This window comes from Mycobacterium sp. Root135 (assembly GCF_001426545.1).
GTDB lineage: Bacteria > Actinomycetota > Actinomycetes > Mycobacteriales > Mycobacteriaceae > Mycobacterium.
Genome location: NZ_LMEZ01000009.1, coordinates 1 through 26,337 on the forward strand (window position 1 = coordinate 1; position 26,337 = coordinate 26,337).

The window sequence follows — 26,337 nt, forward strand, 5'->3', positions numbered from 1 at the left end:
GCGCTGAACCTGTTCCGGGCCCGCCGCACCGGCGCTGAACCTGTTCCGGGCCCGCCGCACCGCGTCGCGGGCGCAGCGGCTGATGCTGATCGCCCGCGACGGTGGGTGCACCAAGCCGGGGTGCACGGTTCCTGCTTACGGCAGCCAGGTCCATCACGCCGCCCGGGATTGGGCCGACGGCGGACAGACGAACGTCGACGAGTTGGCTTTGGCGTGTGGGCCGGACAACCGGGTGGTCGGCCCGGGCGGGTGGTCCACCCGGATCAACGCCGACCATGACGTGGAGTGGATCCCACCGCCGGCGTTGGACACCGGCCAGGCCCGGGTCAACGACTACCACCGTCCCGAACGGCTCTACCGGCCACCGGAGGACGAGCACGACGAGCAGGACGAACTGGGCGTCGAAGACGGCCTCAGACCCGGCGGACCCGAACCCAACGCTGCCTAGCCGGCCGGAAGTTCACCCGCGGGAAGTCGCGGGTAATACGGTCACGTGGTGGAGCGCAGTGGGCGGGTGAAGCTGACCAACCCCGACAAGGTGCTGTATCCGGCCACGGGCACGACGAAGGCCGAAATCTTCGAGTACTACGTCGCGATCGCCGACGTCATGGTGCCGCACATCGCGGGCCGGCCCGTCACCCGCAAGCGGTGGCCCAACGGGGTGGGGGAGTCGGACTTCTTCGAGAAGCAACTGGCGTCGTCGGCCCCGGAGTGGCTCGAACGCGGCACCGTCGTCCACAGGTCGGGCAGCACCACCTACCCGATCGTCGACACCCGCGAGGGGCTGGCCTGGCTCGCGCAGCAGGCGTCCCTGGAAGTGCACGTCCCGCAATGGCGGTTCGTGGGAACCGAGCCCGGTCCGGCGACGCGGATCGTGTTCGACCTCGACCCCGGTGAGGACGTCACCTTTCGTCAACTCTGCGAAGTCGCCCACGAGGTGCGGGGATTGATCACCGACATCGGTCTGACCACCTTCCCGGTGACCAGCGGCAGCAAGGGCCTGCACCTGTATGTGCCGCTGCAGGAACCGATCAGCAGTTCCGGTGCGTCGACGCTGGCCAAGCGCATCGCCCAGCAGCTCGAGAAGACGATGCCCAAACAGGTCACCGCGACCATGACCAAGAGCCTGCGCGCCGGCAAGGTGTTCGTCGACTGGAGTCAGAACAGCGCCGCCAAGACCACGATCGCGCCGTACTCGATGCGGGGCAGGGACGAGCCCACCGTCGCCGCGCCTCGCACGTGGGACGAAATAGAAGACCCCGACCTTCGGCACCTGCGCTTCGAAGAAGTGCTGGAACGCGTTGCCGCTCAAGGTGATCTGCTCGAGCCGCTCGATGACCTGGTCCCGCTGCCCGACAAGCTGACGACCTACCGCAGCATGCGCGACGCGGGCAAGACGCGGGAACCGGTTCCGCAAACGTCGCCGACCGTGGGCAACGACGACACGTTCGTGATCCAGGAGCATCACGCGCGGCGGTTGCACTACGACTTCCGACTCGAGCGCAACGGGGTGCTGGTGTCGTGGGCGGTGCCCAAGAACCTGCCAGAGAAGACGTCGGTCAACCACCTGGCGGTGCACACCGAGGACCACCCGCTGGAGTACGCCAGCTTCGAGGGCTCGATTCCCAAGGGCGAGTACGGCGGTGGTGAGGTCGTCGTCTGGGATTCCGGCACATACGAGGCCGAGAAGTTCCGCGACAACCCACCCGACGGGCCTGACAAGGGCGGGGAAGTCATCGTCACGCTGCACGGAAGCAAGGTCTCGGGGCGGTACGCCCTCATTCAGACCGGCGGAAAGAACTGGCTGGCGCACCGGATGAAGGAGCAACCGCAGCCCACCCCCGAGGACGTCAAACCCATGCTCGCCACCCATGGTTCGGTGTCGCGGCTGACGAAGGCGGTGTGGGCGTTCGAGGGCAAGTGGGACGGCTACCGGCTGCTGGTGGACGCCGACCACGGCGCGCTGACGCTACATTCGCGCAGCGGCCGTGACGTCACCGGTGAATACCCGCAACTGAAGGCGCTGGCGGCCGACCTGGCCGAGCATCACGTCACGCTGGACGGCGAAGTCGTCGCACTCGACGAGGCAGGCGTGCCGAACTTCGGTCTGATGCAGAACCGGGCCCGGTCGACGCGAATCGAGTTCTGGGCCTTCGACATTCTGCAGCTCGACGGTCGATCGCTGTTGCGCGCCAAATATTCCGACCGGCGCAAGCTGCTCGAGACGCTTGCCAAGGGTGGCGGACTGATTGTGCCCGAGCAGCTGAGTGGTGACGGACCCGAGGCTCTTGAGCACGCGCGTGCGAAGCGCTGGGAGGGCGTCGTCGCGAAGAAGCGGGATTCGACGTATCAACCAGGCAGACGGTCGCAGTCGTGGATCAAGGACAAGCTGTGGCTCACGCAAGAGGTGGTGATCGGTGGTTGGCGTGCGGGGGAGGGCGGCCGCACCAGCGGGATTGGCGCACTGATGATCGGCGTGCCAGAGGGTGGCGGTCTGGCGTTCGCGGGTCGGGTCGGGACGGGGTTCACAGACAAGGACCTTGCGGCGCTGAAGAAGACGCTCGCCCCGCTGCACACCGATGAATCCCCCTTCAAAACCAGGCTTTCCAGCCTCGACGCCAGGGGCGTGACCTTCGTCGAGCCCACGCTGGTGGGGGAGGTGCGGTACAGCGAGCGCACCTCCGACGGTCGGCTCCGTCAGCCCAGCTGGCGCGGCCTGCGCCCGGACAAGAGTCCTGACGAGGTGGTCTGGGAAGAGTAAAGCAGCCAGCGTGGGATGTCAGTTGTGCCGGGGCGGCCGATCGGTGACTGACCCCAACGAGTGCAGAACGTAGCGGTGCATCTCCTGCTCGGGGCGATAAGGGATTTCCCGCAAGGTCGCCGTCCGTTCCTGGAAACGCTCGTCGGAGTCATCCAGCGCCAGCACACCGGTCGCCGAATCGCAGGCGCTGAACCCGGTCACCGAGATGGCGAGGTTGTCGAACGCCGCTTCGATGTCGGCATAGCGTCCGGGGCCTTCGTTCAGCCGCTCCATCAACTCAAGTGGTTCGAGACCGCGTAGCGCGAAGACGTCCCTGCCGTCGAGGAACAGCGGGTGTCGCGGGCCGGCGGGCATGATCTCGCAGAGGCGGTCGGCGTCGTACCTCAGCACGAGGGCGCCGCGGGTTTCGGTCACGCTGTCTGCCGGTGGGCCGTTGTCTGCGTACGCGGCGATGAAGGCCTGCTTCTCGTCGTCGCTCAACGCGTCGCCGAACATCGCCAGCGTCTCATGTAGCAGGTGATCGTCGACGCGATCGGCACCGCGACCCGTGATGGTGCCGTACGTCGCCGACAGTGCATCCACCTGTGCCGGGGACATGCCGAATTCGAGCCTGCCCAACCCCTTGCGGGGACGTATGGTCCAGTCAGTTTCCGCTGCCATCGTGGTTACCAGGATGCCACGGCGCGTTGCGAGACAGCTCTCTACCAAGCCTCTACTAGGACGTGCGACGGAACCCGCTGGCGTAGGCGAGCCGCTTCTCCGCTTCGGCGGCTTCGATCTTCTCGGCATCGACGAGCACGCGTTCGGCTTCAGTCCGCTGTACGACGACCACTCCGTCGGCGTCGGCGACGATGATGTCGCCAGGAACCACGACGACGCCCGCGATGGCGACCGGCTGCTGCAACCTGCCGGGACCGTGTTTGTAGGGGCCGGCCGGCGTGACAGCCCTTGCGAACACTGGCATTTCGCAATCGCGGAGGGCGTCCGCGTCGCGAACCGCTCCGTCGATGACGAACCCTCCGATGCCGAGCGACTTGGCCCGGATCCCGATCAGATCGCCGATGAGCGCGCGGCTCAGATCGCCGTGCCCGTTGATGACGATGATGTCACCCGGTTGGGCGATGTCGAGAGCGTGATGGACGTAGAGGTTGTCGCCAGGTCGGGTCCACACGGTCAGCGCGGGGCCTGCCAGCCTGGCGCCGGGCCACATCGGGGCCAAGCCCGAGGCGATACCGAAACGCTCCTGGGCGTCACCGACGTTGGCCGCAGGCACCGAGGCGAACCGCTCGAGCACGTCGTGGCTGAGTTGAGTCGTGGTCATGGTCATCCGTTCGTCTGCAGCAGTTCGGTGATGATCGGCTTGATCTGGGTTTCCTTGTCGATCCAGAGCTTCTCGATGTCGGCTCCCGATTCCCAGACCGGCTGAGTACCGGAGGCCTCGAGCTTGGCCTGCACGGCCGGATCCTCTTCGGCCTTCTTGAGTGCAGCCTCAAGCACGGCGACGGTCTCGGCGGGCGTGTCCTTGGGGACGGAGACCGCAAAGTTGTTGCTCATCGGGTCAACTTCGAAGCCCTGGCTGGAGAGCGTGGGGACGTCCGGCACGAAGGGGCTCGGCTCGTCCTGAATGACGGTGAGGAGATTGAGCTCACCTGACTTGAACTGACCGAAGAAGCTCGAGATGCCGCCGAGTGCGAAGTCCGTCTCGCCGGCAACCACGGCGGCGATCTTCTCCGAACCGCTGTTGTAGTGCACGATGTTGAACTTCAGCCCGAGAGCGTCTTCGAGGATGCGCAGGTTGATGTGGTCGTCGCCGCCTCGTGAATCCGTTCCGACGGTGACCGTTCCCGGGCTGGCCTTCGCCGCCGCGAACAGGTCCTTGACACTTCGGTACGGGCTGCTCTTGTTGACGCCGATGACGATGGCGTTCGACGCGAATGATCCGATGGGCATGAAGCTTTCGCGATCGAAGCCGGCCTTCTTGCTCGGATCCAGATACCGACCCAGGATCGACGGGACGTTCGTGTACACCAACGTGTGTCCATCGGGCTTGGCGTTGGCGGCGTAGTTCAGGCCGATGACTTGGCTGCCGCCCTCCTTGTTGACCACCTTGACGTTGGCGCCGAGGGAATCCTGCATGGCGGGGGCCATGATTCGAGCCAGGATGTCGTTGCCCGCGCCCGCGGCGGACGGCACGATCCACTCGATGGTGCTGCCCTTCCTGGGGAACTCGCCGGCCGCTTCCTTCCCCGTGGAGCCGCCTGAACATCCGGCGAGCAGCACGGCCGCCGTCAGTGCGGCGCCGATCGCCCTGAAGTCTCTGGTCATTTCACGGTCTCCTTTGTTGCGAGGGGTTCGAGGTCTTCTGTGAATCCGGCCGGTGCCGAGGATTCGGCGGGTACGACCGGCACTCGTGGGCGTCGCCTCTCGAGGAGTGCGATGATCGCTGGCCGGATCGCGCCGAAGGCGACGGCAAGCGCGCAGACTGCGACGAGAGTGGTGCTCAGCGGGCTGCTGGTGAAGATTCCGTAGTCACCACGCGAAAGTGCCAGTGAGCGTTGGAAGTTCTCTTCGAGCATCGGACCGAGGATGAGTGCGAGGACCAGAGGCGTCAGCGGCACCTTGAGCAGGTGGAACAGGTAACCGACAACGCCGGCGCCGAGCATGACGAGGATGTCGAAGGTGCTGCCGTTGATCGAGTAGGTGCCGAGGAACATGAACGCAAGGATCGCGGCCATCAGGTAGTAGAACGGCACGCGCAGGATGGCGATCCACACCCGGGCGAGTGGGACGTTCAGGATGAGCAGGATCAGGTTGCCGACGAGGAAGCTCGCGATGATGGTCCACGCGACGTCGGGGTTGTCGCGGAACAGCAGCGGCCCTGGTATGAGGCCGTTGATGGTGAATGCGCCGGCCATGATGGCGACTGTCGCAGACGTCGGGATTCCCAGTGTGAACAGCGGGATCATCGAGGACACCGACAGCGAGTTGTTGGCAGCCTCGGGTCCGGCGACACCCTCCACGGCGCCCTTGCCGAATTCACGCTTGCGTTTGGAGAGACGCTTCTCGGTGGCGTAGGACGCCAGAGACGTTGCCGCGCCAGGTGATCCGGGCAGCAGACCCATGAAGAAGCCGATCACCGATCCGCGCAGGAACGGAAAGAAGGAGCGCCTCATGTCCTGGCGACTCGGGAAGAGCTTGCCGACGGTGAGCGGCTTCGGAACCCCGAGTGGACCCTTCTGTGCCTGGGCCAAGATCTCGCTGAGCCCGAAGACGCCCATCACGACGGCGACCAGTCCGATGCCGTCGTACAGCTCGGGCATCTCGAAGGTGAATCGTTGGAGGCCGACGCCCGAGTCGATACCGACGGTGGCGATCGCGAGGCCCAAGCCTGCACTCAGCAGCGCCTTGGGGAAGTTGTTGCCGGCGAAGCTGGTGATGAGCGCCATGCCAAGCAGAGCGACGAGAAACAGCTCTGGGGCGCCGAATTCGAGGGCCAGGCGGCTGAACGGCGCAACCACGACGAAGCCGATGACTCCGATCAGGCCGCCGACGAAGGAGGCCAGCGCGGCGATCACCAGGGCGGGGCCACCGCGCCCCTGCTTCGCCATCTCGTAGCCGTCGATGGTGGTGGCGATCGACGACGCTTCGCCGGGAATTCGAAGCAGGACAGCGGTCGTCGTGCCGCCGTAGGCTGCGCCGTAGAGGATGGCGGCCAGCATGATGATGGCCGTGGTGGCGTCGAGGCCGAAGGTAACGGGAATCAGCAGTGACACGGCGGCTGCCGGGCCGAAGCCGGGCAGTACTCCGACGACCATGCCGAGTACGCAGCCGAGAAGCGCGAACAACAAGTGCTGCGGGGTGAATACGTTCATCAATCCGCCGAGGAGTGCGTCGAAGCCCATGGTCACAGTCCCAGCGATGCGATGAAGTCGATTGACGATGCGGGAAGCTCTGTGCCAAGCCAGGATTCGAACACCAGGCGAGACACGACGGCGGCGCCGACGCCGACCAAGATGGCGAGCCACCAGGGCCGCTTGCTGACGAAGAACAGCACGACGGCCAGCATCGAGGTCATGGTCACCGTGTATCCGGTGACGGGAAGCAGGAGCGCCGCACCCAGGACCGAGGCGACGATGATCCCGACGCGCACCCATCCGGCGCGGTCCGGGAACTCGGCTTCCTCGGAATCCTCGTCGACCATCTCGACGAGATCGTCGCTGGGGGCGACGTGCACGCGGCGGGCGACTTCGAGTTGGACCAGCCACAGCAGGCCGGAAGCTGCGACGAGGATGCCCGCGACCGTGGGAAAGAAGCCGGCGCCAACACCGGTGACGTTCGTCAGCCCGTACGAGGCGCCGACCAGCGCGATCGCAGCGCCGCCCACCAGGGCAACGACCGCCGTCGACCACTCCAATCTGGTGAGCCCGGTGGGGTTCGGTTGTTTCGTTGAGACCGGCATCGTCGTCCGCCTCTCTGCCTGTCGTGAAGAATCCGAAGTTCGACCTGAGTGGCGAACTTGCAATCTTGCACAGGATTGCATTTTGGTCGGGTAGTGTCAATCATCACAACGAGATCAAGGAGTGACGTGAGCTTTCGCGCAGTGGTCGCAAGTAGCCAGGTAAAGCTGAGCGCATCCGAGGACCGCGTGATGAACGTTCTTCTCGGTGCGGACATGTCCCATGTCCCCGCGGCCGAGGTCGCCGAGAAGGCGCAGACGCACGAGTCGACCGTCATCCGGCTTGCGAAGAAACTGGGCTACCGCGGCTACCCGGAACTCAGAAGCGACCTCCGCCGCGACGAGGGGGGCGCGCCCTCGTCGAGTGCGCCGCCGATGCGTAGTGAGAGCGGGCACCACCTCGACGAGTTCATTCGCGACGAGGTTGCCGCCATGAATTCGTTGTCGCGCTTCGTGTCTCAGGAAGATCTTGATGCGGCGGCACGCACTCTGAACACCACGCGGACCGTATATCTGTTGTCCAGCAACGACGAACGACCCACGATGGAGTTGCTCGCCCGCCGGTTGCGCAGGCTGGGATTGACCGTCGTCAGTCTGCGTCCGTCGCCGAAGGATCTCGCCGAACGCTTCGTGTCGTTCGATCACACCAGCACGCTCATCGGATTTGCGCTTCGCGAAGCGCCCAAGCAGCTGTCGACGCTGATGGGCGAGGCAACTCGGCGCGGTGGGAAGACGATCTTGATCAGCGACGTGCCGGGTTACAAGTTTCGGCCCAGTCCAGATCATCTGTTGGCTGCCAGGCGCGGAGACGACAGCGAATACCGGACCCAGTTGATTCCGATCGCGCTGTGCTACGCGTTGCAGCTTGCCGTCTTCCACCTCGACGCCGACCGGTATCAGGCGACTCGTGACAGCATCGACGACCTGACGCGGATGCTCGGCGGCACGGGTGAGATTCCGTTGCGCCCGTGACGCAAGGGCGCTGGAAGCTGGCGCTCGGGCTGCAGGCGAGCCTGGTGCAGGCGTCGTGGACGGGTGTCCGCCTCATGCTCGGGTACCGCGCCCTTGCCCTTGGAGCCGATCCGTTCTTTCTCGGCCTGCTCGCGTCTGCCTTCGCGCTACCCGCGTTGTTGGCCGCACTACCCGCCGGCCGGTTGACCGACCGGATTGGCGGCACGATGGTGGCGACGACGGGCATGGCGATCGCCGCAGTGGGTTGCGCAACCGGGTTTCTGGTTCCCGGGCAGTGGCCGTTACTGGTTTCCGCCGGGTGCATCGGCTTCGGTCAGATCCTGATCATGGTGGGACAGCAGACGTTCGTCGCGAACGTCAGCGCCCGGCATGGCAGCGACGCCGCGTTCGGCACCCTTACCGCCGCGGCGTCGATCGGGCAACTCGTCGGGCCGCCGTTGGTGACCGTGCTGGCGTCCTTGACGATCTTCGACGGGCAGGATAGCCCCAACACGACCGTGGGTCTGATCGCTTGCGTCGCACTAGTTTTGGTTCCGATGCCGGCGTACCTGATCCTGCGGCCGATCGACCGACGTCTGACCGACGCCAGAGTGGCGCGCGACGAGAAACCCGAGCGGGTCGCAGAACTGCTGAGGACACCTCAGATGTGGCGCTCGTTGATGGTCAGCGGCGCGGTTCTGGTCACGGTCGACCTGATGTATGCGTTCGTTCCCGTCTGGGCCACCCAACAGGGGATCAGTGCCACCGCCGTCGGTCTGCTACTTGCCCTGCGTGCCGCCGTGTCGGTGCTGAGCCGGTTCGGGCTGAGCCGACTGGTCGCCCGCTTTGGACGCAAGGTCCTCATCATCGCCTCGATCGGCGCAGCGGTCGTCGGGCTCATAGCGCTTCCGTTCGTTGGGCTTTGGGGCGCCGCAGTCGTCATGATCGGCTTGGGTCTCGGCCTCGGCATACCCCAACCCCTGACCATGGCGTGGGTCACGTCTCTGACATCACCGGCGTCGCACGGAGCAACGCTCGGCATGCGGCTGACGAGCAACCGCCTCGCCCAAATCACCCTCCCCCTCGCGGTGGGGGCCTTCGCCGCTCCGTTGGGCGTGCTCGGGATCTTTTGGGCCAACGCCGCGCTCCTGCTCGGGGCCATCGGCATCATGGCTCGTTCCGAGACGGATGGTGCGACGCCTCCACCGGGCGACGTCTAACCGTCACCCCGATGGTCGGCGCCGAGCGCGTGGCGCATTCGGATGAGTTGAGCGTCGCGCCAGCGGACGCGCTCGTCCCAGTCCTCGAGGTCCACCAGCGCCCGGCGCTGCGCGGTCACCTCGGCAACCAACTCGGGTGTCCACGGATCATGTTGTCCGCGTTCGGCACCCATGCGTTCGTAGGCCGGACCCATCTTCGCGGCGTGGGATTCGATGCCGCCGCGGGTGTTCAGGTCGGACGTCTCGAACGGACCGATCACCGCCCAGCGGCGGCCCAACCCGCTGCGCACCACCTCGTCCACGTCGTCGACGCTCGCCACGCCGTCGCGGACCAGGCAGTACGCCTCCCTCAGCAGTGCGCCCTGCAGACGGTTGAACAGGAAGCCCTCGACCTCGCGGCGCACCAGAACGGGCCGAAGCCCGGCGGCGCGATACACCTCGGTTGCCCGCTCGGTGATGGCATCGGAGGTCACGGGGGACGGCACCACCTCGACGACGGGCAGCAGATAGGGCGGGTTCCCCGGATGGCCGACCAGGATGCGCTCCGCGACCGCGGCGTCGAGCCCGTCGGCTATCCGGCTCGCCACGATGGCCGAACTCGAACTTGCCAACGGCACGTCGGCGCCGGTCCGAGTGGCGGCTTGCCGCAGCAATTCTCGTTTCAGCTCGACCCGCTCCGGCGCGCACTCCTGGACGAACCCCGAGCCCGTCACCGCCACGTCGAGATCGGACGTGAACCGGACCAGCGCCGCGGCGTCCTCGGTGCCGGTGAATTGCGATAGCCGCTCCCGGAGGTCCGCCTCGGCCCGCGGAAGCGCGTCGTCGAAAGGGTCGTACACCGCGACGTCGAAACCGCTGCACGCGAACAGGATCGCAAACGACACCCCGATGGACCCCGCGCCGAGGACGGCCACGGGCGGCGTGCTCACAGCTCCCACCAGCTCCGGTCGCCGTCGTAGCCGCGCTCGAGGATCGCCGTCACCGATTCCACGGTCAATTCGCGGGGGTTGTTGGCGGTCAGCCGGGTGGCCAGCATCGCCTGCTTGGCGACGAAGCCGAAGTCCGCCGGCTGGAGCCCGAGCGTGCGGATATCCAACGGCGCGCCAAGCGTCTCGAGGATGGCCTCGATGCGTTCGATGGCCGCCCGTGCTTGGGTCTCAAAGGGGTCCGATGCGTTGGCCACACCGAGGATGCGGCCGATCTCCGCGAACTCCGGAACCCTCGTCGGCAGGTTGTAGCGCATGACGTAGGGCAACAGGGCGCTGATCCCGAAGCCGTGCGGGGTGTGGGTGAGGTTGCCGATGGGGGACTGAATCGCATGTGCGCCAGCGGTTCCCGCGGTGTTGATCGCCATTCCCGCGCAGTAGGCACCGAACAGCGTGTTGGACCGCGCGTCGAGGTTCGTCGGATCGGCGGCCACGGCGGGCAGCGAGTCGTTGAGCAGCGCAAGGCCGTTGCGGGCGTAGACGTCTGCGAGCAGATTCTTGCCGGCGTACAGCGTGGTGGCCAACTGGTCGGCATCGGGGTTCTTCGCCCGGCCGGTGAACGACTCGATCAGGTGGGAGAGGGCGTCGGCGCCGGATGCCGCCGTCAGGCCCGGCGGGCAGGTCAGCGTGAGCTCCGGGTCGACGATCGCCGCGTACGCCTCCAGGTGCGGACTCGCGACCCCGACCTTCATGCCCTGCTCCTCGTCGAAGACCACTGAGATGCAGGTGACTTCGGCGCCCGTGCCACCGGTGGTGGGCACGGTGATCACCGGGATTCCCGGCCCGGGGACCAGGAACTGACCGTAGTAGTCGCGAACGTCGCCGCCGTGGGTGAGCACCACCGATGCGACCTTCGCGAGGTCCATGCAGGAACCGCCGCCGATGCCGACGATCGCGCCGATGGAGCTGCCGCCGAAGCGCTCGACAACGTCGACGACGTTGCGGCGCGGCAGGTCCGGCTCCGTCCCGTCGTACACCGACACCGCAACACCCTGTTCCCGAACGGCGTCGACGATCTGCACGAACTCGTCGCTGGCCGCCATCCGGGAGTCGGTGACCATCAGGACGCGCTCGGCGATCCCCTGCACGACACGCGCGATCTGCCTGCGCTGCCCTGGCCCGAACAACACCATCGACGGCTGACGTAGCAGCCCAATGCCAAGGTCGTTGGCGGTGTGCATCGGCGACGCGATCGTGCTGGTCATGACAGTCCTTCTTCCTCGTTGACGGTGAGCGCGAGGTACTTCGGTTCCAGGTAGTCGTGGATGGCGTCGTGTCCGCCTTCGCGTCCGAGGCCGGACGCCTTCACGCCGCCGAACGCCGCCGCGGGGTCGGCCATGATGCCGCGGTTGACGCCGACCATGCCGAAGTCGAGCCGCTCGCTCACGGCGACGGCCCTGGACAGATCCCTGGTGAACACGTAGGCCGCCAGCCCGTACTTCGTGTCGTTGGCGAAGGCGATCGCCTCGGCCGTCGACCCGACTTCGTACACGGTGGCGATGGGGGCGAACAGTTCTCGGCTGCACAGTTCTTCCGGGCGGTCGTGCACGCGGAACACCGTCGGCTCGAAGAAGTAGCCCGCGCCGTCGTGGGCGGACCCGCCGACCAACAGTTCGGCACCCGCCGCGCGCAGCGTCTCGACCAGGCCGACGACGGTGTCGCGTTGGCGCTCGGAGATGATCGGCCCGACGTCGACGCCCGCGTCGAACCCGTTTCCGACGACCAGCTGCTTGGTGAGTTCGACGAACCGCTCGGTGAACTGCCCGATCACGTCGGTGTGCACGATGATGCGGTTGGCTGCGACGCACGCCTGTCCCGCGTTGCGGAACTTGGAGACGACGGCTTGCTGGGCGGAGAGTTCGACGTCGGCGTCGTCCAGCACGATGAACGGTCCGTCGCCGCCCAGTTCCATCGAGGTGTTGATGATGCCGGGCGCGGCCTGTTCCAACAGGGTGGCTCCCACGCCGGTCGACCCGGTGAAGCTCACCTTGCGCAGGCGCTCGTCGGCCATCAGGGCCGCCGACACCGGGCCCGAATCGGTGGTGTGGACGAGGTTCACCACGCCGCTGGGAAAGCCTGCCTCGCGCAGGGTTTCGACGAACAGGGCACACGTGAGCGGCGTTTCCTTTGCCGACTTCACGATGACCGGGCAACCGGCGGCCAGGGCGGCACCCGCCTTGCGGGCGATCATCAACATGGGGAAGTTCCACGGGGTGATGAGCAGGGCTGGCCCGACGGGCTGGTGCGTGGTGATCACGCGGTAGCCGCCGTGGGACGCCGGCGCCCACGTGCCGTGCAGGTGGGCGATCTGCTCGGTGTACCAGAGGAAGAACTCCGCCGACAGCGCGAACTCGGCGCGCGACTCCGTCAGGGGCTTGCCGCTCTCGGCGGTCATCACGTCGGCGAACTCGGCGGCGCGCGCCAGCAGGAGGCCGTGGGCGCGGGTGAACAGGTCGGCACGGTCGCGCGGCGCGACGTGTCGCCACCGGGACTGCGCGTCGGCCGACGCGTCGAGGGCCGCGATCGCGTCGGAGGGTCCGCCGTCGGACATCTGGGCGATCTCATTGCCGGTCGCGGGGTCGAGGACGGCGAATGTCGCTCCGGCAGTTCGCCATTCACCTCCGATGAACAATCCCGTCGGCACCCGATGGCCGTGTACGACCGCGGTGTCGGGCTCGGGGCCGATGGAGGTGTTGGGGGGTCCGGCCAGCGTCGTCGTCATGGTTCATCACGCTAAGACGGGAATGTGACCCCGGATACGACTGCGTCTTTTTGAGACAGTCGCACGCGGGACCGACTTCGGCCCGCAGGATCAGGTCTAGGATTTGTGATCCAGATCGCATTTAGCCGATTGGCCTCCCGAAGGCGTGAGGTGAGGAGATGCCCGTGTCGGAACGGCCAAGGGGTTCGAGGCTCGAGGAGCTTCGGGCGGAAATCTTGACTGCCTCGGACCCCGATCGCGCGGTGCCTGCGGGGCTCCTCGAATCGTGGCTGCGGTCGAAGAACGCGCTGGGTGCGCCGGGAAACGTCCGCGACGTCCCGCGCGTCGACGAGGACCTGATCGACAACCACCTGCTCGAGATGTTTCAGGCCCCGATGGCCCGCGCCGCTGAGGATCTGGCCGGCTCGGGCATGGGTCTGCTACTCGCCGACGCTCATGGTCGCATCGTGCAGCGGTGGTCGCTGGACTCGTCGGCGATGAACCAGCTGGACCGCCTCGGGACGGTGCGCGGTGCCGTACTCGCCGAGGACGCCGTCGGGACCAACGGCGTGGGCACGGCGATCGCGTCGGGCAGGAGCGTGCAGATCTCCGGCGCCGAGCACTTCGCCGACGTCTATCACGACGCGCTGTGCACCGGTGCGCCGGTCTGGCATCCCATCACCGGCAAGCTGCTGGCCGCGGTCACCATGTCGACCAAGATCGACGAACGTAGCGGACTCCTGCTGCCGTTGACGAATTCACTTGCCGCACAACTGCAACAGCACGTCCTCGACGCCGCGCAGCCGGGCTCGCGCGCCATGCTGGCTGCCTTCCTCGACGCGTCCGCGCGGCACGACGGACCCGTGGTGGCGTTCGGTCCGGACGGGCTGACGATGCGGAGCAGGCGCGCCGGGGAACTGACCCAGACCGACGTCGACCTGATCGGCCACCTGTGCGCCGGGCTGCGGCACGAGACCCGCCTCACCGCGGAGCTGTCGACTGGTACGACGGCCGTCGACGCCACGGTGCTCGACGCCGGTGCGGGCGTCGTAGCGGCCCTGCGGCCTGCGCCACGGGTGACGGTCGGTCATGGCAGGCCCGCCTCGGATGGGCTCGTGGGCCAGACCAAGTCGTGGCTGGGGGTGGCCCACCACGTCAGCAGGCACATCTCCGCGCGCACGGCACTTCTCGTCGCGGGCGAACCGGGCAGCGGCAAGACCTCACTGGCCCTTGGCCGCCCGTACCGGCCGGGCTCGGTACAGCCCGACGTCGCGGTGGTGCACACCGCGCAGCGGCAGATCATCGGCGACCAGGCGTGGCTGCAGGAACTCGTCGATGCGGTCGAAGGCCCGACCCGGGTGGTGGTCCGCGCGGTGGAGCATCTCGACCCTCGGGCGCTCGCCGCTCTGCGGTCGTTGATCGAGGCCAACACCGGCCTGGGCTCGGTTCTCGTCACGGCGACGGCCGCCACGCAGTCCGAGGCCGCGGCCATGGCCACCCGGCTTGGCGTGGCGATGGTCTGGGTGCCGCCGCTGCGGGAACGGTCCTCGGACATCCCCGCGTTGTGGAATGCCTTTGCCGCCCAACGCTCTCCGGGATTGCGCCTGACGCTGGGCGACGACGCGCGCCGCGCGTTGGAGGCTGCCGGGTGGCCTGGGAATCTTGCCGAGCTTCGGACGTTGGTCGCCCAGATGGTGGCCGAGGGGTCCCGCGGTGTGGTGCAACTCGACCAGCTGCCCGATTCGTTAAGGGCGCACCGCTCCTGGTCGATGATCGAGCGGACCGAGATGGAGACCATCCGCCGGGCCCTTCAGGAGGCAGGCGGCAACCGGTCCAAGGCAGCCGAGCTGCTCGGTGTCTCGCGCGCGACGATCCACCGAAAGCTCAAGACCTACAACCTTTCTGGCTAGCAAGCCGGCCGGCTGAGCTACTGCGCCAGGTAGCCGCCGTCGATCACCAGTTCCGAACCGGTGACGAAGCTGGCCTCGTCGGAGGCGAGGAAGACCACGCCGTTGGCGATCTCCTCGGGCAGCCCCGGCCGGCCCATCGGAGTGTGCGACACGACGAAGTCGTTGATCTCGACCTCCTGAGCGTCGGTCAGCGGCGTCTTGATGAACCCGGGGTGCACCGAGTTCACCCGCACGTTGTCCTTCGCGTAGCTGATGGCGGCGCTCTTCGACATGTTGCGAACCGCGCCCTTGGTGGCGTGATAGGCGTGCGCGCCTGGCACGGCGGCGTTGCCCCAGATCGACGACACGTTGACGATCGAGCCGCTGCGTCGCCCCACCATGTGTGGGATCACCGAACGCATGCCGAGGAACGTGCCGGTCTGATTGGTGGCGATGACGCGTTCCCATTCGGCGACGCTGAGTTCGTGCAGTGCCTGGTAGGCGATGATGCCCGCGTTGTTGGCCAGGACGTCGACGCGTCCGTAGCGGTCGATCACGTCGTCGATCACCGTTGCCCAGTCGTCTTCCTGGGACACGTCCAACTGGCGGTAGTCGATGCCCGCCGAACGCGGCCCGAACGACTCGTCGGTCTTGGACCGACCGGTCGCGATGGTGGTGGCGCCCTCCCTGGCGAAGGCCTCCGCGATGGCGTGCCCAATGCCCCGGCACGAGCCGGTGACCAGTGCAATCTTGCCGTCCAAACGGTTCATCGGTGGATCCCCTCGTCAGTGGTTCGTGGTGGCTGAAGCCTGACGTGACGCACGGGCCGCGAGGTGACGTGCGTCACGGTGAGACAGCACTGCGTCAATTTGCGACACCACCCGGTGGTCGCCCGACCCCGACCCACACTGGCTGCAGTGCCGCAGGTCACAGTCGCGGTGGACCAGATCAGGAGAGCCGAATGACCATCCAACCGACCGATCCGCTGGGCCGGATGTACGCCGAGTGGACCGAGGAGTTCATCGCCAATCCCGACATGTCACTGCGGCTCATGCGGTGGCTGTTCGAGGACTGGCAGCGCGTCACCACCGAACCGTCCGACGTCACCTATGAGACCACCGAATTGGGTGGTGTCCCAGGAATTCTGGTGACGCCGCTAACGGCCGACCCCAGCCAGGTGCTGGTTTTCCTGCACGGCGGCGGCTTCGCGTTGGGATCGTCGGCCAGTCACCGCAAGCTGGCCGGCCACGTCGCCAAGGCCTGCGGCGCCCACGCCTTCGTCGCCGACTTCCGGCGTGCCCCCGAGCATCCCTTCCCTGCCCAGCTCGACGACGTGACCGCGGTGTTCGACGCGCTGGTCGACGGTGGCACCGACCCGGCCGACATCACCTTCGTCGGGGACAGCGCCGGCGCCAGCATCGCCATCGCCACCACGCTGCGCATGCTGCGTGACGGCCGACGCACCCCGGGCCTCGTCGTGACCGTCTCGCCGTGGCTGGACATGGAGAACACGGGGGAGACCCTGGTGACCAACGACGCCACCGACTTCCTGATCACGCGAGAAGGACTGCAGGGCAACATCGATCGCTACCTCTCCGGTGGTGCCGACCCGACCGATCCGCTGGTGAACCCGCTCTACGCGGACTTCGCCGGATTCCCACCGCTGTACGTCACCGCCTCCGACGCCGAATCGCTCTTCTCCGACGCCACTCGGTTGGAGGCATTGGCCAGGGCGGCGGGCGTGGACGTCACGTTCGACGTTGCGCACGATGAGCAGCACGTGTTCCCCCTACAGGCAGGCAATTTGGCATCTGCCGACGCGGGTGTCGCCGCCATCGCCGACTGGTACCGCGCACGCCGCACCGCCAAAGCCCATCAGCACCTCACCCCCTCCGCCGCCGTCTGAACCGAAGGAACAACGACCATGAGCATCGAAACGCATGACGCCATCGTGATCGGGGCCGGCTTCTCCGGCCTGGCGATCCTGCACCATCTCCGCGAGATCGGCCTGGACACCGTGGTTCTCGACGCCCAGGACGGCGTCGGTGGAACGTGGTTGGCCAATCGCTACCCGGGCGTGCGGACCGACAGTGAATACAGCTACTACTCCTTCTCGTTCTCCAAGGAGGTCCGCGACGAGTGGTCCTGGTCGCAGCGCTACCCGGCAGGACGAGAAGTGTTGTCCTACCTCAATTTCGTCGCCGACCGGCTCGACCTGCGCCGTGACATCAGGCTCAACACGCGTGTGCAGTCCGCGCGCTACGACGAGGTCGACAACACGTGGACGGTGGAGATCGACGGCGGCGCACCCGTGGTGGCCAAGTACTTGATCAGCGGCATGGGCGTGCTGTCGCAGCCGATCTTTCCCGACATCGCCGGCATCGACACCTTTGCGGGCGAGAAGTACCACACCGCGTACTGGCCCCGGGACGGCGTCGACCTGGCTGGCAAGCGCGTCGGTCTGATCGGGCTCGGCGCATCGGGAATCCAGATCGTGCCCGAGATCGCCCCGCTCGTCGACGAATTCGTCGTCTTTCAGCGCACCCCGAACTTCGTGGTGGAGACCACCAACGACGCCGTCACCGAAGCGGACATGGCGTGGTTGAGGGACAACTACGACGCGATCTACGAAAAGGCCGCCAAACACCCGTTCGGCGTCGCGATGGAGCCCGCCCGCTGCGGTGCGCTGGAAGTCTCGGATGAGCAGCGTCGCAGCATCTTCGAGAGCAAGTGGAACGAGGGCGGTTTCCACTTCGCGAACGAGTGCTTCAACGACCTCGCGACCAACCACGCCGCCAGCGAGTTGGCCTCGGAGTTCATTCGGTCCAAGATTCGCGAGATCGTGAAGGACCCGGCCACCGCCGACCTGTTGAGCCCGAAGACATACTCGTTCAACGGCAAGCGCGTTCCCACCGGCCACGGTTATTATCACGCGTTCAACCTGGACCACGTCCGCCTGGTCGACACCGCGTCCACGCCGATCACCGCGATCACCCCGACGGGCGTGCGCGTCGGCGACACCGAGTACGAGCTCGACGTGCTGATCTTCGCCACCGGCTTCGACGCGATGACCGGAACGCTCACCAACATCGACATCATCGGCCGCGACGGAATCACGCTGCGGGACAGGTGGAACCGGGACGGTCTGAAGTCCAACCTCGGCATCGGCGTGCACGGTTTCCCGAACTTCTTCATGTCGCTCGGGCCGCAGACGCCGTACTCGAACCTGGTGGTGCCGATTCAGCTCGGCGCCCAGTGGCTACAGCGTGCCCTGCGCTGGGCCAGGGACAACGACGTCGACGTCTTCGAGGCCACGCAGGAGTCGGAGGATTGGTGGGCCGGGGAGACCGAGCGCACCGGCAAGGCGACGGTGATGTACACGGAGGGCAAGAAGGCCAAGGCCTGGTTCCTCGGCGAGAACGTACCGGGTAAGCCCGAGGCCTTCCTGGTCTACATGGGTGGCGGTCAGGTGTACCAGCAGCATTGCCGCGAACTGGAGGAGTCGGGCTACGAAGCGATGCGGGCTCCGAGTCGCGTTGCCGAGCCGGTCACCTGACCGGGCCGGCTACGACAGCGGCGCGGTCAGCTCGACGTTGATGTCGTCGGGATCCTGGAACGACAGGATGGCGATGCCTGCGTCGGTCAGGTCGACGACGTCTCCGTGCGTGACGCCAGCGTCACGCAGTGCGGACCGCGCGGCCTCGAGCGCCGCGCGGTCCGCCACGGCGAAGCCGATATGATCCAGACCGGTTCGCGTGGAATCGAATTCGCAGTCACCGACGGGCCGCAGCCCAAAGAGGGTGCCCTGCGGGGTCTGGTAGACCACGCCGCCGTAGAACTTCTCCGGCGACTCCTTCACACCGGGTTCGTCCACCGAGTCGGACGCGTCGATGGCAACCGGCCAGCCGAACACCTCGTCGTAGAACTTCTTCGACCGTGCGATGTCGGTGACGGTGAGGCGAACGTGGTGGAAGCCGGAGCTGTCGATGAGGGCCATGCCGTAGTTGTACCCACACCGGGTGGGCAGGCCGCAGCCGGGCCACCGGAGTCAGGCTTTGGTCACAACCCGGGGTTCGGCGATCGCCTGCTCCATGCCCCTGGTGGCGAGGACGTCGGCCAGCTCGTTGTCGGCGACTCCGGAATGACCCTTGACCCAGAACCATTCGACCTCGTGCACCGCGCAGGCCGCCTGCAGCCGCTTCCACAGGTCCACGTTCTTGACCGGCTGCTTGGCCGAGGTCAGCCAGCCGTTGCGTTCCCAGCCGAGAACCCACTTGGTGATGCCGCTGCGGACGTAGGTGCTGTCGGTGTAGAGGTGCACCAGAACGGGTCTGGTGAGTGCCTCGAGTGCCATGATCGGCGCCGTCAGCTCCATCCGGTTGTTACTGGTGTCGGTCGGCTCGCCGCCGAACATCTCGCGGACGTGCCCGCGGTGGCGCAGCACGGCCCCCCAGCCGCCGGGCCCCGGGTTGGGTCGGCAACCGCCGTCGGTGTGGATCACGACGGGGTCCGCGGTCTCGGTCATCCGCCGAGGATATGCGGCGAGATCAGCGCCGTCCGTACCGACATTCCGAATTCGCGATGTCGGAGCGTGGTAATCCGGCGTCCCGGTTGAACGGCGTCCTTGACCGGAGAGGTGCGGTCGCCGAACGCCTCGGCCGTCGCCTCCACGTCGTCGACGACGTACGTCATCCCCCACAGGGTGGACGGACCGTCGCCCGCGGCATGCGGCGCACCCACGAGCTCGACGATCACCTCGCCGAGGCGGAAGAAGATCTGGCGGATCGGCTGCCCGCCCAGTTCGCCGTCCCGTTCCCGACGGGGTCGCACCCCGAGGGCGGCCAGCGCGGCGACCGTCCGCGCCAGATCGGGGGACAGCAGCACGACGTGGTCGACGGAGGAGGCGCCGTTGGGGTGCGTCGCGGGCGTGACCGGGGGCCCGTCCGTCGTCGTGGTCGGCACGCCGTCGACCTCGTGCACGTCCGTGGGCACGCCGCGCAGCGACCACACCACGATGCCGGTGCCGTGCTCCGGTCCGACCAGGCGGATGCCGACGCCACCAATGCGGCACACGGCATCGGCGTCGACCGTGAAGCCGGCCCGGGTCCAAGACTCAGGCGGGTCGGCGACGTGGAACTCGGCGACGGTGACTGTCGCGGCGTCCATTACGCCGTCAGGCCATCGGTGAGGAGATCGAGCACGCGCTCGAAGGTACTGCCCAGATCCGGTGTCTGGCCGATGCCCGCCTGTTCGATGGTGACCGAGCCGTGGATTGCGGCCCAGACGATCTGGGCCGACTCGGCCAGGTCACCGTCGTTGACAACGGTTTTGAACGCACCTATCAACCCGGACAGGATGGTGAAGACGGCCCGGCCTGCGTCGGCCACCTCCGACGACTGGTCTTCGAGCGGGCTGCCCGACCCGAAGATCAGGGAGTACCGCGCGGGATGGCGGAGCGCGAAGTCCCGGTAGTTGCGGCAGGACTGGCGAAAGCGCTCCTGCGGCGCGAGATCCACCGGGACGTCGATGGCCTCGGCGAGTTGGGTCAACGTCCGCATGGCCAGCGCGACGATCAACCCGTCCTTGCTCTGAAACCTGTTGTACACGCTGGTCGGTGACACCTCGGCGGCCAGCGCGACGGCGCGGATGGTCACCCCGTCGCTGCCGTCACGATCCAGCACGGTCTCGGCCGCGCGAAGGAGCGCGGCCGAGACCTCGTGGCTGGCGGTGCGGCGGCGGACCGGGGGCGTGCTCATGACTTCGCGGTGACTCCTCGGTCTGCCAACCACGTCAGGGTGACGTCGGCGACGTCGCGCCAACCCTCGTCGATGGTGAGCGAGTGTCCGCGGCCCTCGAATTCGTGGAAGTCGGTGACGGCGGCGGACTTCCCGTACAGCCGGTGAGTTGCCTTGGTGGACACCAGGGGAACGGTGTGGTCGGCTGTGCCGCCGGTGATCAGCAGCGGACCCCGGGTGGCATTGGCGGTGTCGATCTTGGCCGGGGAGCCGGGCGCGAAGTTCGCGACCGCGGCTTCGAACAACGGCTTGCCCGGCGACGGGATGGACCATTGCCGCCACAGGGCGTCGGACTCCTCGACGGTCAGCGCGTTGCCGAAGCCGTAGCGCCACTGCGCCTCGGTGAGACCCTTGGCGCGTCCGCGGTTGAGCGGGTTGCCGAGTACGGGAAAGGCGGAACGCAACTGGGCGACGGGCAACGGCTTGACGCCCTTGATGGGGGCCGGGTCGACGGCGACCGCGGCCGCGGCCTTGTTCTGTCCCAACAACTTCTGGGCGATCAGGCCGCCGAAGGAGTGCCCGATCACCACCGGCGGGGTGTCGAACTGCTCGAGGATTCCGGCGAAGTACTCGGTGAGGTCCTCGATGCCGACACCTGCCTGGTCGCCGGGGTCGAGCCGGGTCTCCTCGACCGTTTCACGCTCACCTGGCCAGGCGGGGGCGATCGCGTGGTGGCCGGCCGCGGCGAAGCGTTCGATCCACGGCTGCCAGGCGGTGTGGGAGATCCACAGTCCGTGGATGAAGACGACGTTGGGCATGGCGGGTCCTGTCTCTTATGGAACGACGTTACATAACTGTCGTGACGTCAAGAACCGGGACGGGGCAGAAATTATTTCCGGCGCGCTCAGACCTTGCTCGCCACGAAGGCGGCAGCCTCGTCGGTCAAGCCGATCTTCGTGTAGCTGGTGTGCGCGGCGCCGTCGTCGCCGTCGGAACAGATCGGATCGCCCGGTGCGCACAGCTGAATCGTCTTGCCCGCGTATAGGGGTCCGACGGTCACCGGGGGTTGGCCGATCATGTCCATGAACTTGGTGTCGGGCGTCCCGAGCAGCGCCACGGCTGCCACGTGGTCGGCGACGCTGGCGGGCATCGGCTTTGGCACGTCGGCCGGGTCGACGCCACCGGGCACCGCGTTCGCGGTGACGAAGCCGACCACCGCCGCGCCCTGGGAGTAACCGCCGAGCACCATCTTGGTGTCGGGGCACGACGCCGCCATGCCCTCGATGTGGTTCGCCGCGTCGCGGATGCCGTCCACGGCGGTCGGGAAGTTGGTGCTCGCCGGATAGACGACGGCGTACACGCCGACCGACTTCGCGCCGACCTTGGCGCGCACGGCGTCGACGAACTCCTGGCCGATGCCGCCGAGGCCCTGCGGTGCGAACGTGCCGCGTGCGAACACCACCTCGACGTCGGGGCACGGGGCGGCCGACGCGATCGGCGCGCCGCTCGTGGGGACGACGAGGAAGCTGGCGGCAAGGGCGAACGCGGCGCCGGTCAGCCCGGCGAGGTGGCGTGCAGTCATGAATCCAGACTGACACAGATCGGGATTGGCTTCTGTGACATCGTTGTGCGATGAGCAGTGACTACACCGATGCCGACGGCGACCAGCTGACCGAGGAGGACACCCTGGTCGACAGGGGCGTCGACGATCTGCTCGACGAGGGTTACTCACCACCAGACCGGTGGAAGGAGCCCAGGGACAACGAGACCCTCGACGAACTCCTGTCGGAGGAGGAGCCCGATCCGGCCATGCAGCTCGACGACCCCGACGAGCAGGCCGGTGACGACGAGGTGGGCGATCGGCGCTCGGGCCGGTTGGTCGCGCCCGACGAGGGCTTCGGTGCCGACACCGAGTCCGATCTGATTGGTCGCGAAGTCGGAATCGACGGGGGTGCCGCGTCCGCAGAAGAAGCAGCGATCCACGTCATCGACGAGGACGACCCGATCGCCGACGACGACTAGTTAGCGCGCGGCGCCGACGAGCCCGCGCCACGGCCGCACCGTGAAGGTGAGTCGAAGGCCGAGCACGTGAACGTTGACGTGCCATCCGCGATTACCTGACATTGGAGCGCTCCGTCCAGCGTTGCAGCAGTACCGAGATGGTCAGCACGACGAGGCCTGCGACGGCCAGCAAGGCGCCGGCGCCCGCGGGTGCGGTGTAGCCGTATCCCGCCGCGATCACCAGGCCGCCGATCCAGGCGCCCGCCGCGTTGGCGATGTTGAGCGCGGAGTGGTTCAGCGCCGCCGCCAGGGTCTGTGCGCCGTGGGCGACGTCCATCAGTCGGGTCTGCAGTGCCGGTCCGATGGCCGAGCCGGAGGCCCCGATGAGGAACAGGCCGAGCAGCGCCGTCCACGGGTTGTGGACGAGCCAGACGAACAGGGCCAGCATCGCGCCGAGGGAGATCAGCGAGGCGTACAGCGCCTTGACGACCGAGATGTCGGCCATCTTGCCGCCGACCAGGTTGCCGACGACCATGCCGACGCCGAACGTCATCAGCCCGAGCGGAACCAGTCCGCGGGACAGGCCCGACACGTCGGTCAGGGTCGTGGCCACGTAGGTGTAGACGGCGAACATGCCGCCGAAGCCGACCATGCCGAGCACCAGCGCGAGCCACACCTGGGGGCGACGCAGAGCGCTGAGCTCGGTCAGGGCGCTGGTGACGTGCATCGACTTCAGGTCGGGCAGCCAGTGCCAGATGGCGACGAGCGTGCCCAGACCGATCACGACGACCAGGCCGAAGGCGCTGCGCCAGCCGAAGTGCTGGCCGAGGAAGGATGCGAGAGGGACGCCGAGCACCGTCGCCACGGTCAGGCCGCTCATCACGTGTGCGACGGCCTTGGCGCGGTTCTTCGGGCCCATCAGGTGGGCGGCGACCAGGGCGGCGATGCCGAAGAAGGCACCGTGCGGGATGCCGGAGACGAAGCGGGCGGCCATCAGGGTCTCGTAGCTCGGCGCCAGCACGCTGGCCAGGTTGCCGAGGGTGAACAGCGCAATCAGGCCCAGGAGCAGGGCCTTGCGGGGCAGGTGCGCGGTCAGCGAGGCGATGACCGGGGCGCCGACGACGACGCCGAGGGCGTACGCGGAGATGACGTGGCCCGCGATGGGCTCGGTGATACCGAGGCTCGCGGCGATGTCGGGCAGCAGGCCCATGGCCACGAACTCGGTGGTTCCGATGGCGAAGCTGCCGATGGCAAGCGCCATCACGGCGAGCCAGCGCACCGACGGTGGCGGCGACACCACGGACATGGGGACGGACGGTCGAGCAAGAGAACGTGTCACCAGGACAACGGTAGACGCACTTATGCCTTTCATCAAACCGACTTTTGTATTTCAAGACACAAAAGTGGCGCAGCTTACGCTTCTGGGGCATCATCGAGCCATGGCCACCGTGGGCGATGTCTTCGCACTGATCCGAGATCGCAGAGACATCACCCGCACGGAAATCGGCCAGGTCACCGGTCTGTCGCGAACGGCGGTCGCCGCGCGAATCGCGGCCCTGAGTGCGCTTGGCCTGGTGCGCGAACGGGAACAGGCGCCGTCGACGGGTGGCCGGCCCCCGACACTGCTTTCCTTCGACGTCGACGCGGGCATCGTGCTCTCAGCGGCCATCGGCATCAGCCGGACGCGGCTGGCGGTATGCGACCTGGCCGGTGAGGTGAAGGCGATCACCGACATCGACCAGGAGGTCGCGCTCGGCCCCGACGACCTGATGCCCGACGTCGTCAAGCGACTCGACGTGATGCTGCAGGACTACCCAGGTGTCCCGGTCTACGGAGTCGGGCTGAGCCTGCCGGGCACAGTCGACCGCGCCCGCGGATGCAGCCGTGATTCACCGATCCTTCGCGGGTGGGACGGCGTCGAGCTGCGGCCGTACTTCGCCGAGCTGCCCCGCCTGTCGAATGCCCCCGTGGTCCTGGACAACGACTCCAACGCGATCGCCGTCGTGGAGGGTCGCGGCCACGACGACGTCCTCGTCATCAAGGCCTCCAGCGGTCTCGGGGCGGGCATCGTCGCGGGCGGGGTGCTGCAGCGTGGCGCCGCGCAGGCCGCTGGCGAGTTCGGCCACACCAAGATCGCTGCGGCACTTGGCCTTCCGTGCCGCTGCGGCGACACCGGCTGCGTGGAGGCCATCGCCGGCGGCTGGGCCCTCGTGCACGCCCTGCAGCAGCAGGGCCGCTCGGTGCGGAACTTGCGCGACGTCGTCGAGATCGCCCACGGCGGTGACGCCGAGGCGCGCCGGATGATCCGCGACAGCGGACGGTACGTCGGCGAGGTGCTCGCCGCCGCGGTGAACCTGTTGAACCCGGCCGTGGTCGTCGTCGCGGGCGACATGGCGGGTGCCTACGAGATATTCGTGGCCGGGTTACGGGAGACGTTGTACGGCAACGCAACCGCGCAGGCGACACGGACCCTCGAGGTGATTCCCGCCGCCTACGGCAGCCAGTCCGGGACCGTCGGCGGCGCCGTCATGGTTCTCGACGAGGTACTCGGTGCGAGGGCCGTCGACGCCCTGGTGGCGGGAGCGCCCCGGGCCTAACCGGCCTTCGCGATGACGTTCTCCGCAAACCAATTCAGGTTGCGGATCTTGTCGTCGAGCGGTTCGGTGTCGTCGCCCATGATGTAGGGGATGCGGAAGCCGACGATGACGTCGGTGACGCCCTTGTCCTCGAGTCGCTTCACGCCGTCGAGGGTGAACCCGTCGATGGAGATGACGTGGATCGCGAACTCGTCGGCCAGTCCGATCCGTTCCTCGGTTTCGCGGTAGTGCGCCAGCTTGGCCAACAGTGGGTCGAGTTCCTCGGGGTCGCCGCCGCCGTGCATCCAGCCGTCGTTGCGCGCAGCGCGTCTCAGAGCAGCGTCGGCGTGCCCGCCGACGAGGATCGGCACCGGCTTGGTCGGCGCTGGGGTCATCTTGAAGGCCGGGAAGTCGTAGAACTCGCCGTGGTATTCGAAGTAGTCACCGGAGGTGAGGCCGCGGATGACGTCGATGCACTCGTCCATCCGCTTGCCGCGCTTGGCGTACGGCACGCCCATGATCTCGTAGTCCTCGGGCCACGGGCTGGTGCCGACGCCGAGGCCGAGACGGTTGTCGAACATCGCGGCCAGCGAGCCGGCCTGCTTGGCCACCAAGGCGGGCGGTCGGATCGGCAGCTTGAGCACGAAGATGTTGAAGTGCAGCTTGGTGGTCACCGCGGAGAGTGCGCCGATCAGGGCGAACGACTCGACGAACGGCTTACCGTCCAAGAATTCGCGGTTGCCGTCCTCGGTGTACGGATACTTCGAGTCCGAGACCTCGGGGTAGGCGACGCTGTCCGGAATGGTCATGGCGTGGTACCCGGCCTCGTCGGCGGCCTTGGCCAACGGGATCAGGTACTTCGGGTCGGTCATGGCTTCCGCATAGGTGAACCGCATGGGTCGAATACTAGAACACGTTCTAGTTGGCGCGGGGCGAGTTGGCTGGAAGCTGTGGATGTACTGCGGGTTGTCCGCCGGCCGGCGCGGCTCGGCGAGCACGCCGCGACGTCGGCGCTACCGTCCGCCGGTGCAGGATCGATGCAAGTGTCCAGCTGGCGCCCC

Annotated in this window: 25 protein-coding genes and 1 pseudogene; 9 read left to right on the forward strand and 17 right to left on the reverse strand. The window is 67.3% G+C overall.

Annotated elements, in window-relative coordinates; translation table 11 throughout:
• Positions 1-31 precede the first annotated feature (31 nt).
• Together ASD37_RS25670 and ASD37_RS25675 are read left to right on the forward strand one after the other, a co-directional pair.
• Positions 32-448, forward strand: a pseudogene (locus ASD37_RS25670) (HNH endonuclease signature motif containing protein); the annotation flags it as partial.
• A gap of 45 nt (positions 449-493) precedes the next feature.
• The gene (locus ASD37_RS25675) at positions 494-2,761 is read left to right on the forward strand and encodes an ATP-dependent DNA ligase (RefSeq protein WP_056558377.1); all 2,268 of its coding nucleotides are present in this window, start codon (positions 494-496) and stop codon (positions 2,759-2,761) included.
• A gap of 18 nt (positions 2,762-2,779) precedes the next feature.
• Here the strand turns inward: ASD37_RS25675 and ASD37_RS25680 are convergent, their stop codons facing one another.
• Genes ASD37_RS25680 through ASD37_RS25700 form a run of 5 tightly spaced genes read right to left on the reverse strand, consistent with a single transcriptional unit; the run spans position 2,780 to position 7,220 of the window.
• Positions 2,780-3,421 (reverse strand): hypothetical protein, encoded by a 642-nt coding sequence (locus tag ASD37_RS25680; RefSeq protein ID WP_056558380.1) that lies wholly within the window; start codon positions 3,419-3,421, stop codon positions 2,780-2,782.
• Positions 3,422-3,476: 55 nt separating this feature from the next.
• Entirely contained in the window at positions 3,477-4,082 is a 606-nt protein-coding gene (locus ASD37_RS25685) for a methyltransferase (protein ID WP_200960001.1), read from the reverse strand.
• Between the two features lie 2 nt (positions 4,083-4,084).
• Positions 4,085-5,086, reverse strand: coding sequence for a tripartite tricarboxylate transporter substrate binding protein (locus ASD37_RS25690; RefSeq protein ID WP_056558385.1), 1,002 nt, complete (start codon positions 5,084-5,086; stop codon positions 4,085-4,087).
• Positions 5,083-6,663 (reverse strand): tripartite tricarboxylate transporter permease, encoded by a 1,581-nt coding sequence (locus tag ASD37_RS25695; protein WP_082570424.1) that lies wholly within the window; start codon positions 6,661-6,663, stop codon positions 5,083-5,085. The genes ASD37_RS25690 and ASD37_RS25695 overlap by 4 nt, the downstream gene beginning before the upstream one ends.
• 2 nt (positions 6,664-6,665) lie before the next feature.
• Positions 6,666-7,220, reverse strand: a complete 555-nt coding sequence (locus tag ASD37_RS25700) for a tripartite tricarboxylate transporter TctB family protein (protein ID WP_056558388.1) — start codon at positions 7,218-7,220, stop codon at positions 6,666-6,668.
• 126 nt (positions 7,221-7,346) lie between these two features.
• Here ASD37_RS25700 and ASD37_RS25705 point away from each other — a divergent pair, with 126 nt between their 5' ends.
• Both ASD37_RS25705 and ASD37_RS25710 read left to right on the forward strand, forming a co-directional pair.
• A complete protein-coding gene (locus ASD37_RS25705; RefSeq protein ID WP_156721107.1) occupies positions 7,347-8,189 on the forward strand; it encodes a MurR/RpiR family transcriptional regulator in 843 nt (280 codons plus the stop codon).
• Positions 8,186-9,388: an MFS transporter gene (locus tag ASD37_RS25710; protein ID WP_056558393.1), complete on the forward strand. Its 1,203-nt coding sequence runs from the start codon at positions 8,186-8,188 to the stop codon at positions 9,386-9,388. Before ASD37_RS25705 ends, ASD37_RS25710 begins: the two co-directional genes overlap by 4 nt.
• On the opposite strand, the gene ASD37_RS25715 is transcribed toward ASD37_RS25710, so the two are convergent.
• Genes ASD37_RS25715 through ASD37_RS25725 form a run of 3 tightly spaced genes read right to left on the reverse strand, consistent with a single transcriptional unit; the run spans position 9,385 to position 13,096 of the window.
• Complete coding sequence (locus tag ASD37_RS25715; RefSeq protein WP_235568556.1) at positions 9,385-10,317, reverse strand: 3-hydroxyacyl-CoA dehydrogenase; 933 nt, start codon at positions 10,315-10,317, stop codon at positions 9,385-9,387. The genes ASD37_RS25710 and ASD37_RS25715 overlap by 4 nt on opposite strands.
• Positions 10,314-11,579 carry an iron-containing alcohol dehydrogenase gene (locus ASD37_RS25720; RefSeq protein WP_056558399.1) on the reverse strand — a complete coding sequence of 422 codons (1,266 nt, stop codon included), beginning with the start codon at positions 11,577-11,579 and terminating at the stop codon, positions 10,314-10,316. The genes ASD37_RS25715 and ASD37_RS25720 overlap by 4 nt, the downstream gene beginning before the upstream one ends.
• Positions 11,576-13,096, reverse strand: a complete 1,521-nt coding sequence (locus ASD37_RS25725) for an NAD-dependent succinate-semialdehyde dehydrogenase (RefSeq protein WP_082570426.1) — start codon at positions 13,094-13,096, stop codon at positions 11,576-11,578. The genes ASD37_RS25720 and ASD37_RS25725 overlap by 4 nt, the downstream gene beginning before the upstream one ends.
• A 158-nt stretch (positions 13,097-13,254) precedes the next feature.
• Between ASD37_RS25725 and ASD37_RS25730 the strand changes: the two genes are divergently transcribed.
• On the forward strand, positions 13,255-14,985 hold the full coding sequence (locus tag ASD37_RS25730) for a sigma-54-dependent Fis family transcriptional regulator (RefSeq protein ID WP_156721108.1): 1,731 nt from the start codon (positions 13,255-13,257) through the stop codon (positions 14,983-14,985).
• A gap of 17 nt (positions 14,986-15,002) precedes the next feature.
• On the opposite strand, the gene ASD37_RS25735 is transcribed toward ASD37_RS25730, so the two are convergent.
• The gene (locus tag ASD37_RS25735; protein ID WP_056558403.1) at positions 15,003-15,734 is read right to left on the reverse strand and encodes an SDR family NAD(P)-dependent oxidoreductase; all 732 of its coding nucleotides are present in this window, start codon (positions 15,732-15,734) and stop codon (positions 15,003-15,005) included.
• Between the two features lie 191 nt (positions 15,735-15,925).
• Here ASD37_RS25735 and ASD37_RS25740 point away from each other — a divergent pair, with 191 nt between their 5' ends.
• The gene (locus ASD37_RS25740) at positions 15,926-16,870 is read left to right on the forward strand and encodes an alpha/beta hydrolase (RefSeq protein ID WP_056558406.1); all 945 of its coding nucleotides are present in this window, start codon (positions 15,926-15,928) and stop codon (positions 16,868-16,870) included.
• A gap of 18 nt (positions 16,871-16,888) precedes the next feature.
• Positions 16,889-18,520: an NAD(P)/FAD-dependent oxidoreductase gene (locus tag ASD37_RS25745; RefSeq protein WP_056558409.1), complete on the forward strand. Its 1,632-nt coding sequence runs from the start codon at positions 16,889-16,891 to the stop codon at positions 18,518-18,520.
• Positions 18,521-18,529: 9 nt separating this feature from the next.
• On the opposite strand, the gene ASD37_RS25750 is transcribed toward ASD37_RS25745, so the two are convergent.
• From ASD37_RS25750 to ASD37_RS25775, 6 genes are all read right to left on the reverse strand, one after another.
• A complete protein-coding gene (locus tag ASD37_RS25750; RefSeq protein ID WP_056558413.1) occupies positions 18,530-18,961 on the reverse strand; it encodes a VOC family protein in 432 nt (143 codons plus the stop codon).
• A 51-nt stretch (positions 18,962-19,012) separates the two neighbouring features.
• Positions 19,013-19,489, reverse strand: coding sequence for a ribonuclease HI (gene rnhA, locus ASD37_RS25755; protein WP_056558416.1), 477 nt, complete (start codon positions 19,487-19,489; stop codon positions 19,013-19,015).
• The gene (locus tag ASD37_RS25760; RefSeq protein WP_056558419.1) at positions 19,486-20,130 is read right to left on the reverse strand and encodes a VOC family protein; all 645 of its coding nucleotides are present in this window, start codon (positions 20,128-20,130) and stop codon (positions 19,486-19,488) included. Before ASD37_RS25760 ends, rnhA begins: the two co-directional genes overlap by 4 nt.
• Positions 20,130-20,720, reverse strand: a complete 591-nt coding sequence (locus ASD37_RS25765) for a TetR/AcrR family transcriptional regulator (protein WP_056558422.1) — start codon at positions 20,718-20,720, stop codon at positions 20,130-20,132. The genes ASD37_RS25760 and ASD37_RS25765 overlap by 1 nt, the downstream gene beginning before the upstream one ends.
• Positions 20,717-21,517 (reverse strand): alpha/beta hydrolase, encoded by an 801-nt coding sequence (locus ASD37_RS25770; protein ID WP_056558425.1) that lies wholly within the window; start codon positions 21,515-21,517, stop codon positions 20,717-20,719. Before ASD37_RS25770 ends, ASD37_RS25765 begins: the two co-directional genes overlap by 4 nt.
• An 86-nt stretch (positions 21,518-21,603) precedes the next feature.
• The gene (locus ASD37_RS25775) at positions 21,604-22,281 is read right to left on the reverse strand and encodes a cutinase family protein (protein ID WP_056558428.1); all 678 of its coding nucleotides are present in this window, start codon (positions 22,279-22,281) and stop codon (positions 21,604-21,606) included.
• Positions 22,282-22,331: 50 nt separating this feature from the next.
• Between ASD37_RS25775 and ASD37_RS25780 the strand changes: the two genes are divergently transcribed.
• Positions 22,332-22,721: a DUF5709 domain-containing protein gene (locus tag ASD37_RS25780; protein WP_056558431.1), complete on the forward strand. Its 390-nt coding sequence runs from the start codon at positions 22,332-22,334 to the stop codon at positions 22,719-22,721.
• A 91-nt stretch (positions 22,722-22,812) separates the two neighbouring features.
• Here the strand turns inward: ASD37_RS25780 and ASD37_RS25785 are convergent, their stop codons facing one another.
• Positions 22,813-24,039, reverse strand: a complete 1,227-nt coding sequence (locus ASD37_RS25785; RefSeq protein ID WP_056558433.1) for an MFS transporter — start codon at positions 24,037-24,039, stop codon at positions 22,813-22,815.
• A gap of 100 nt (positions 24,040-24,139) precedes the next feature.
• Here ASD37_RS25785 and ASD37_RS25790 point away from each other — a divergent pair, with 100 nt between their 5' ends.
• Positions 24,140-25,297 (forward strand): ROK family transcriptional regulator, encoded by a 1,158-nt coding sequence (locus ASD37_RS25790; RefSeq protein ID WP_056558436.1) that lies wholly within the window; start codon positions 24,140-24,142, stop codon positions 25,295-25,297.
• Here ASD37_RS25790 and ASD37_RS25795 read toward each other — a convergent pair.
• The gene (locus ASD37_RS25795) at positions 25,294-26,172 is read right to left on the reverse strand and encodes an LLM class flavin-dependent oxidoreductase (RefSeq protein WP_056558439.1); all 879 of its coding nucleotides are present in this window, start codon (positions 26,170-26,172) and stop codon (positions 25,294-25,296) included. The genes ASD37_RS25790 and ASD37_RS25795 overlap by 4 nt on opposite strands.
• Positions 26,173-26,337 lie beyond the last annotated feature (165 nt).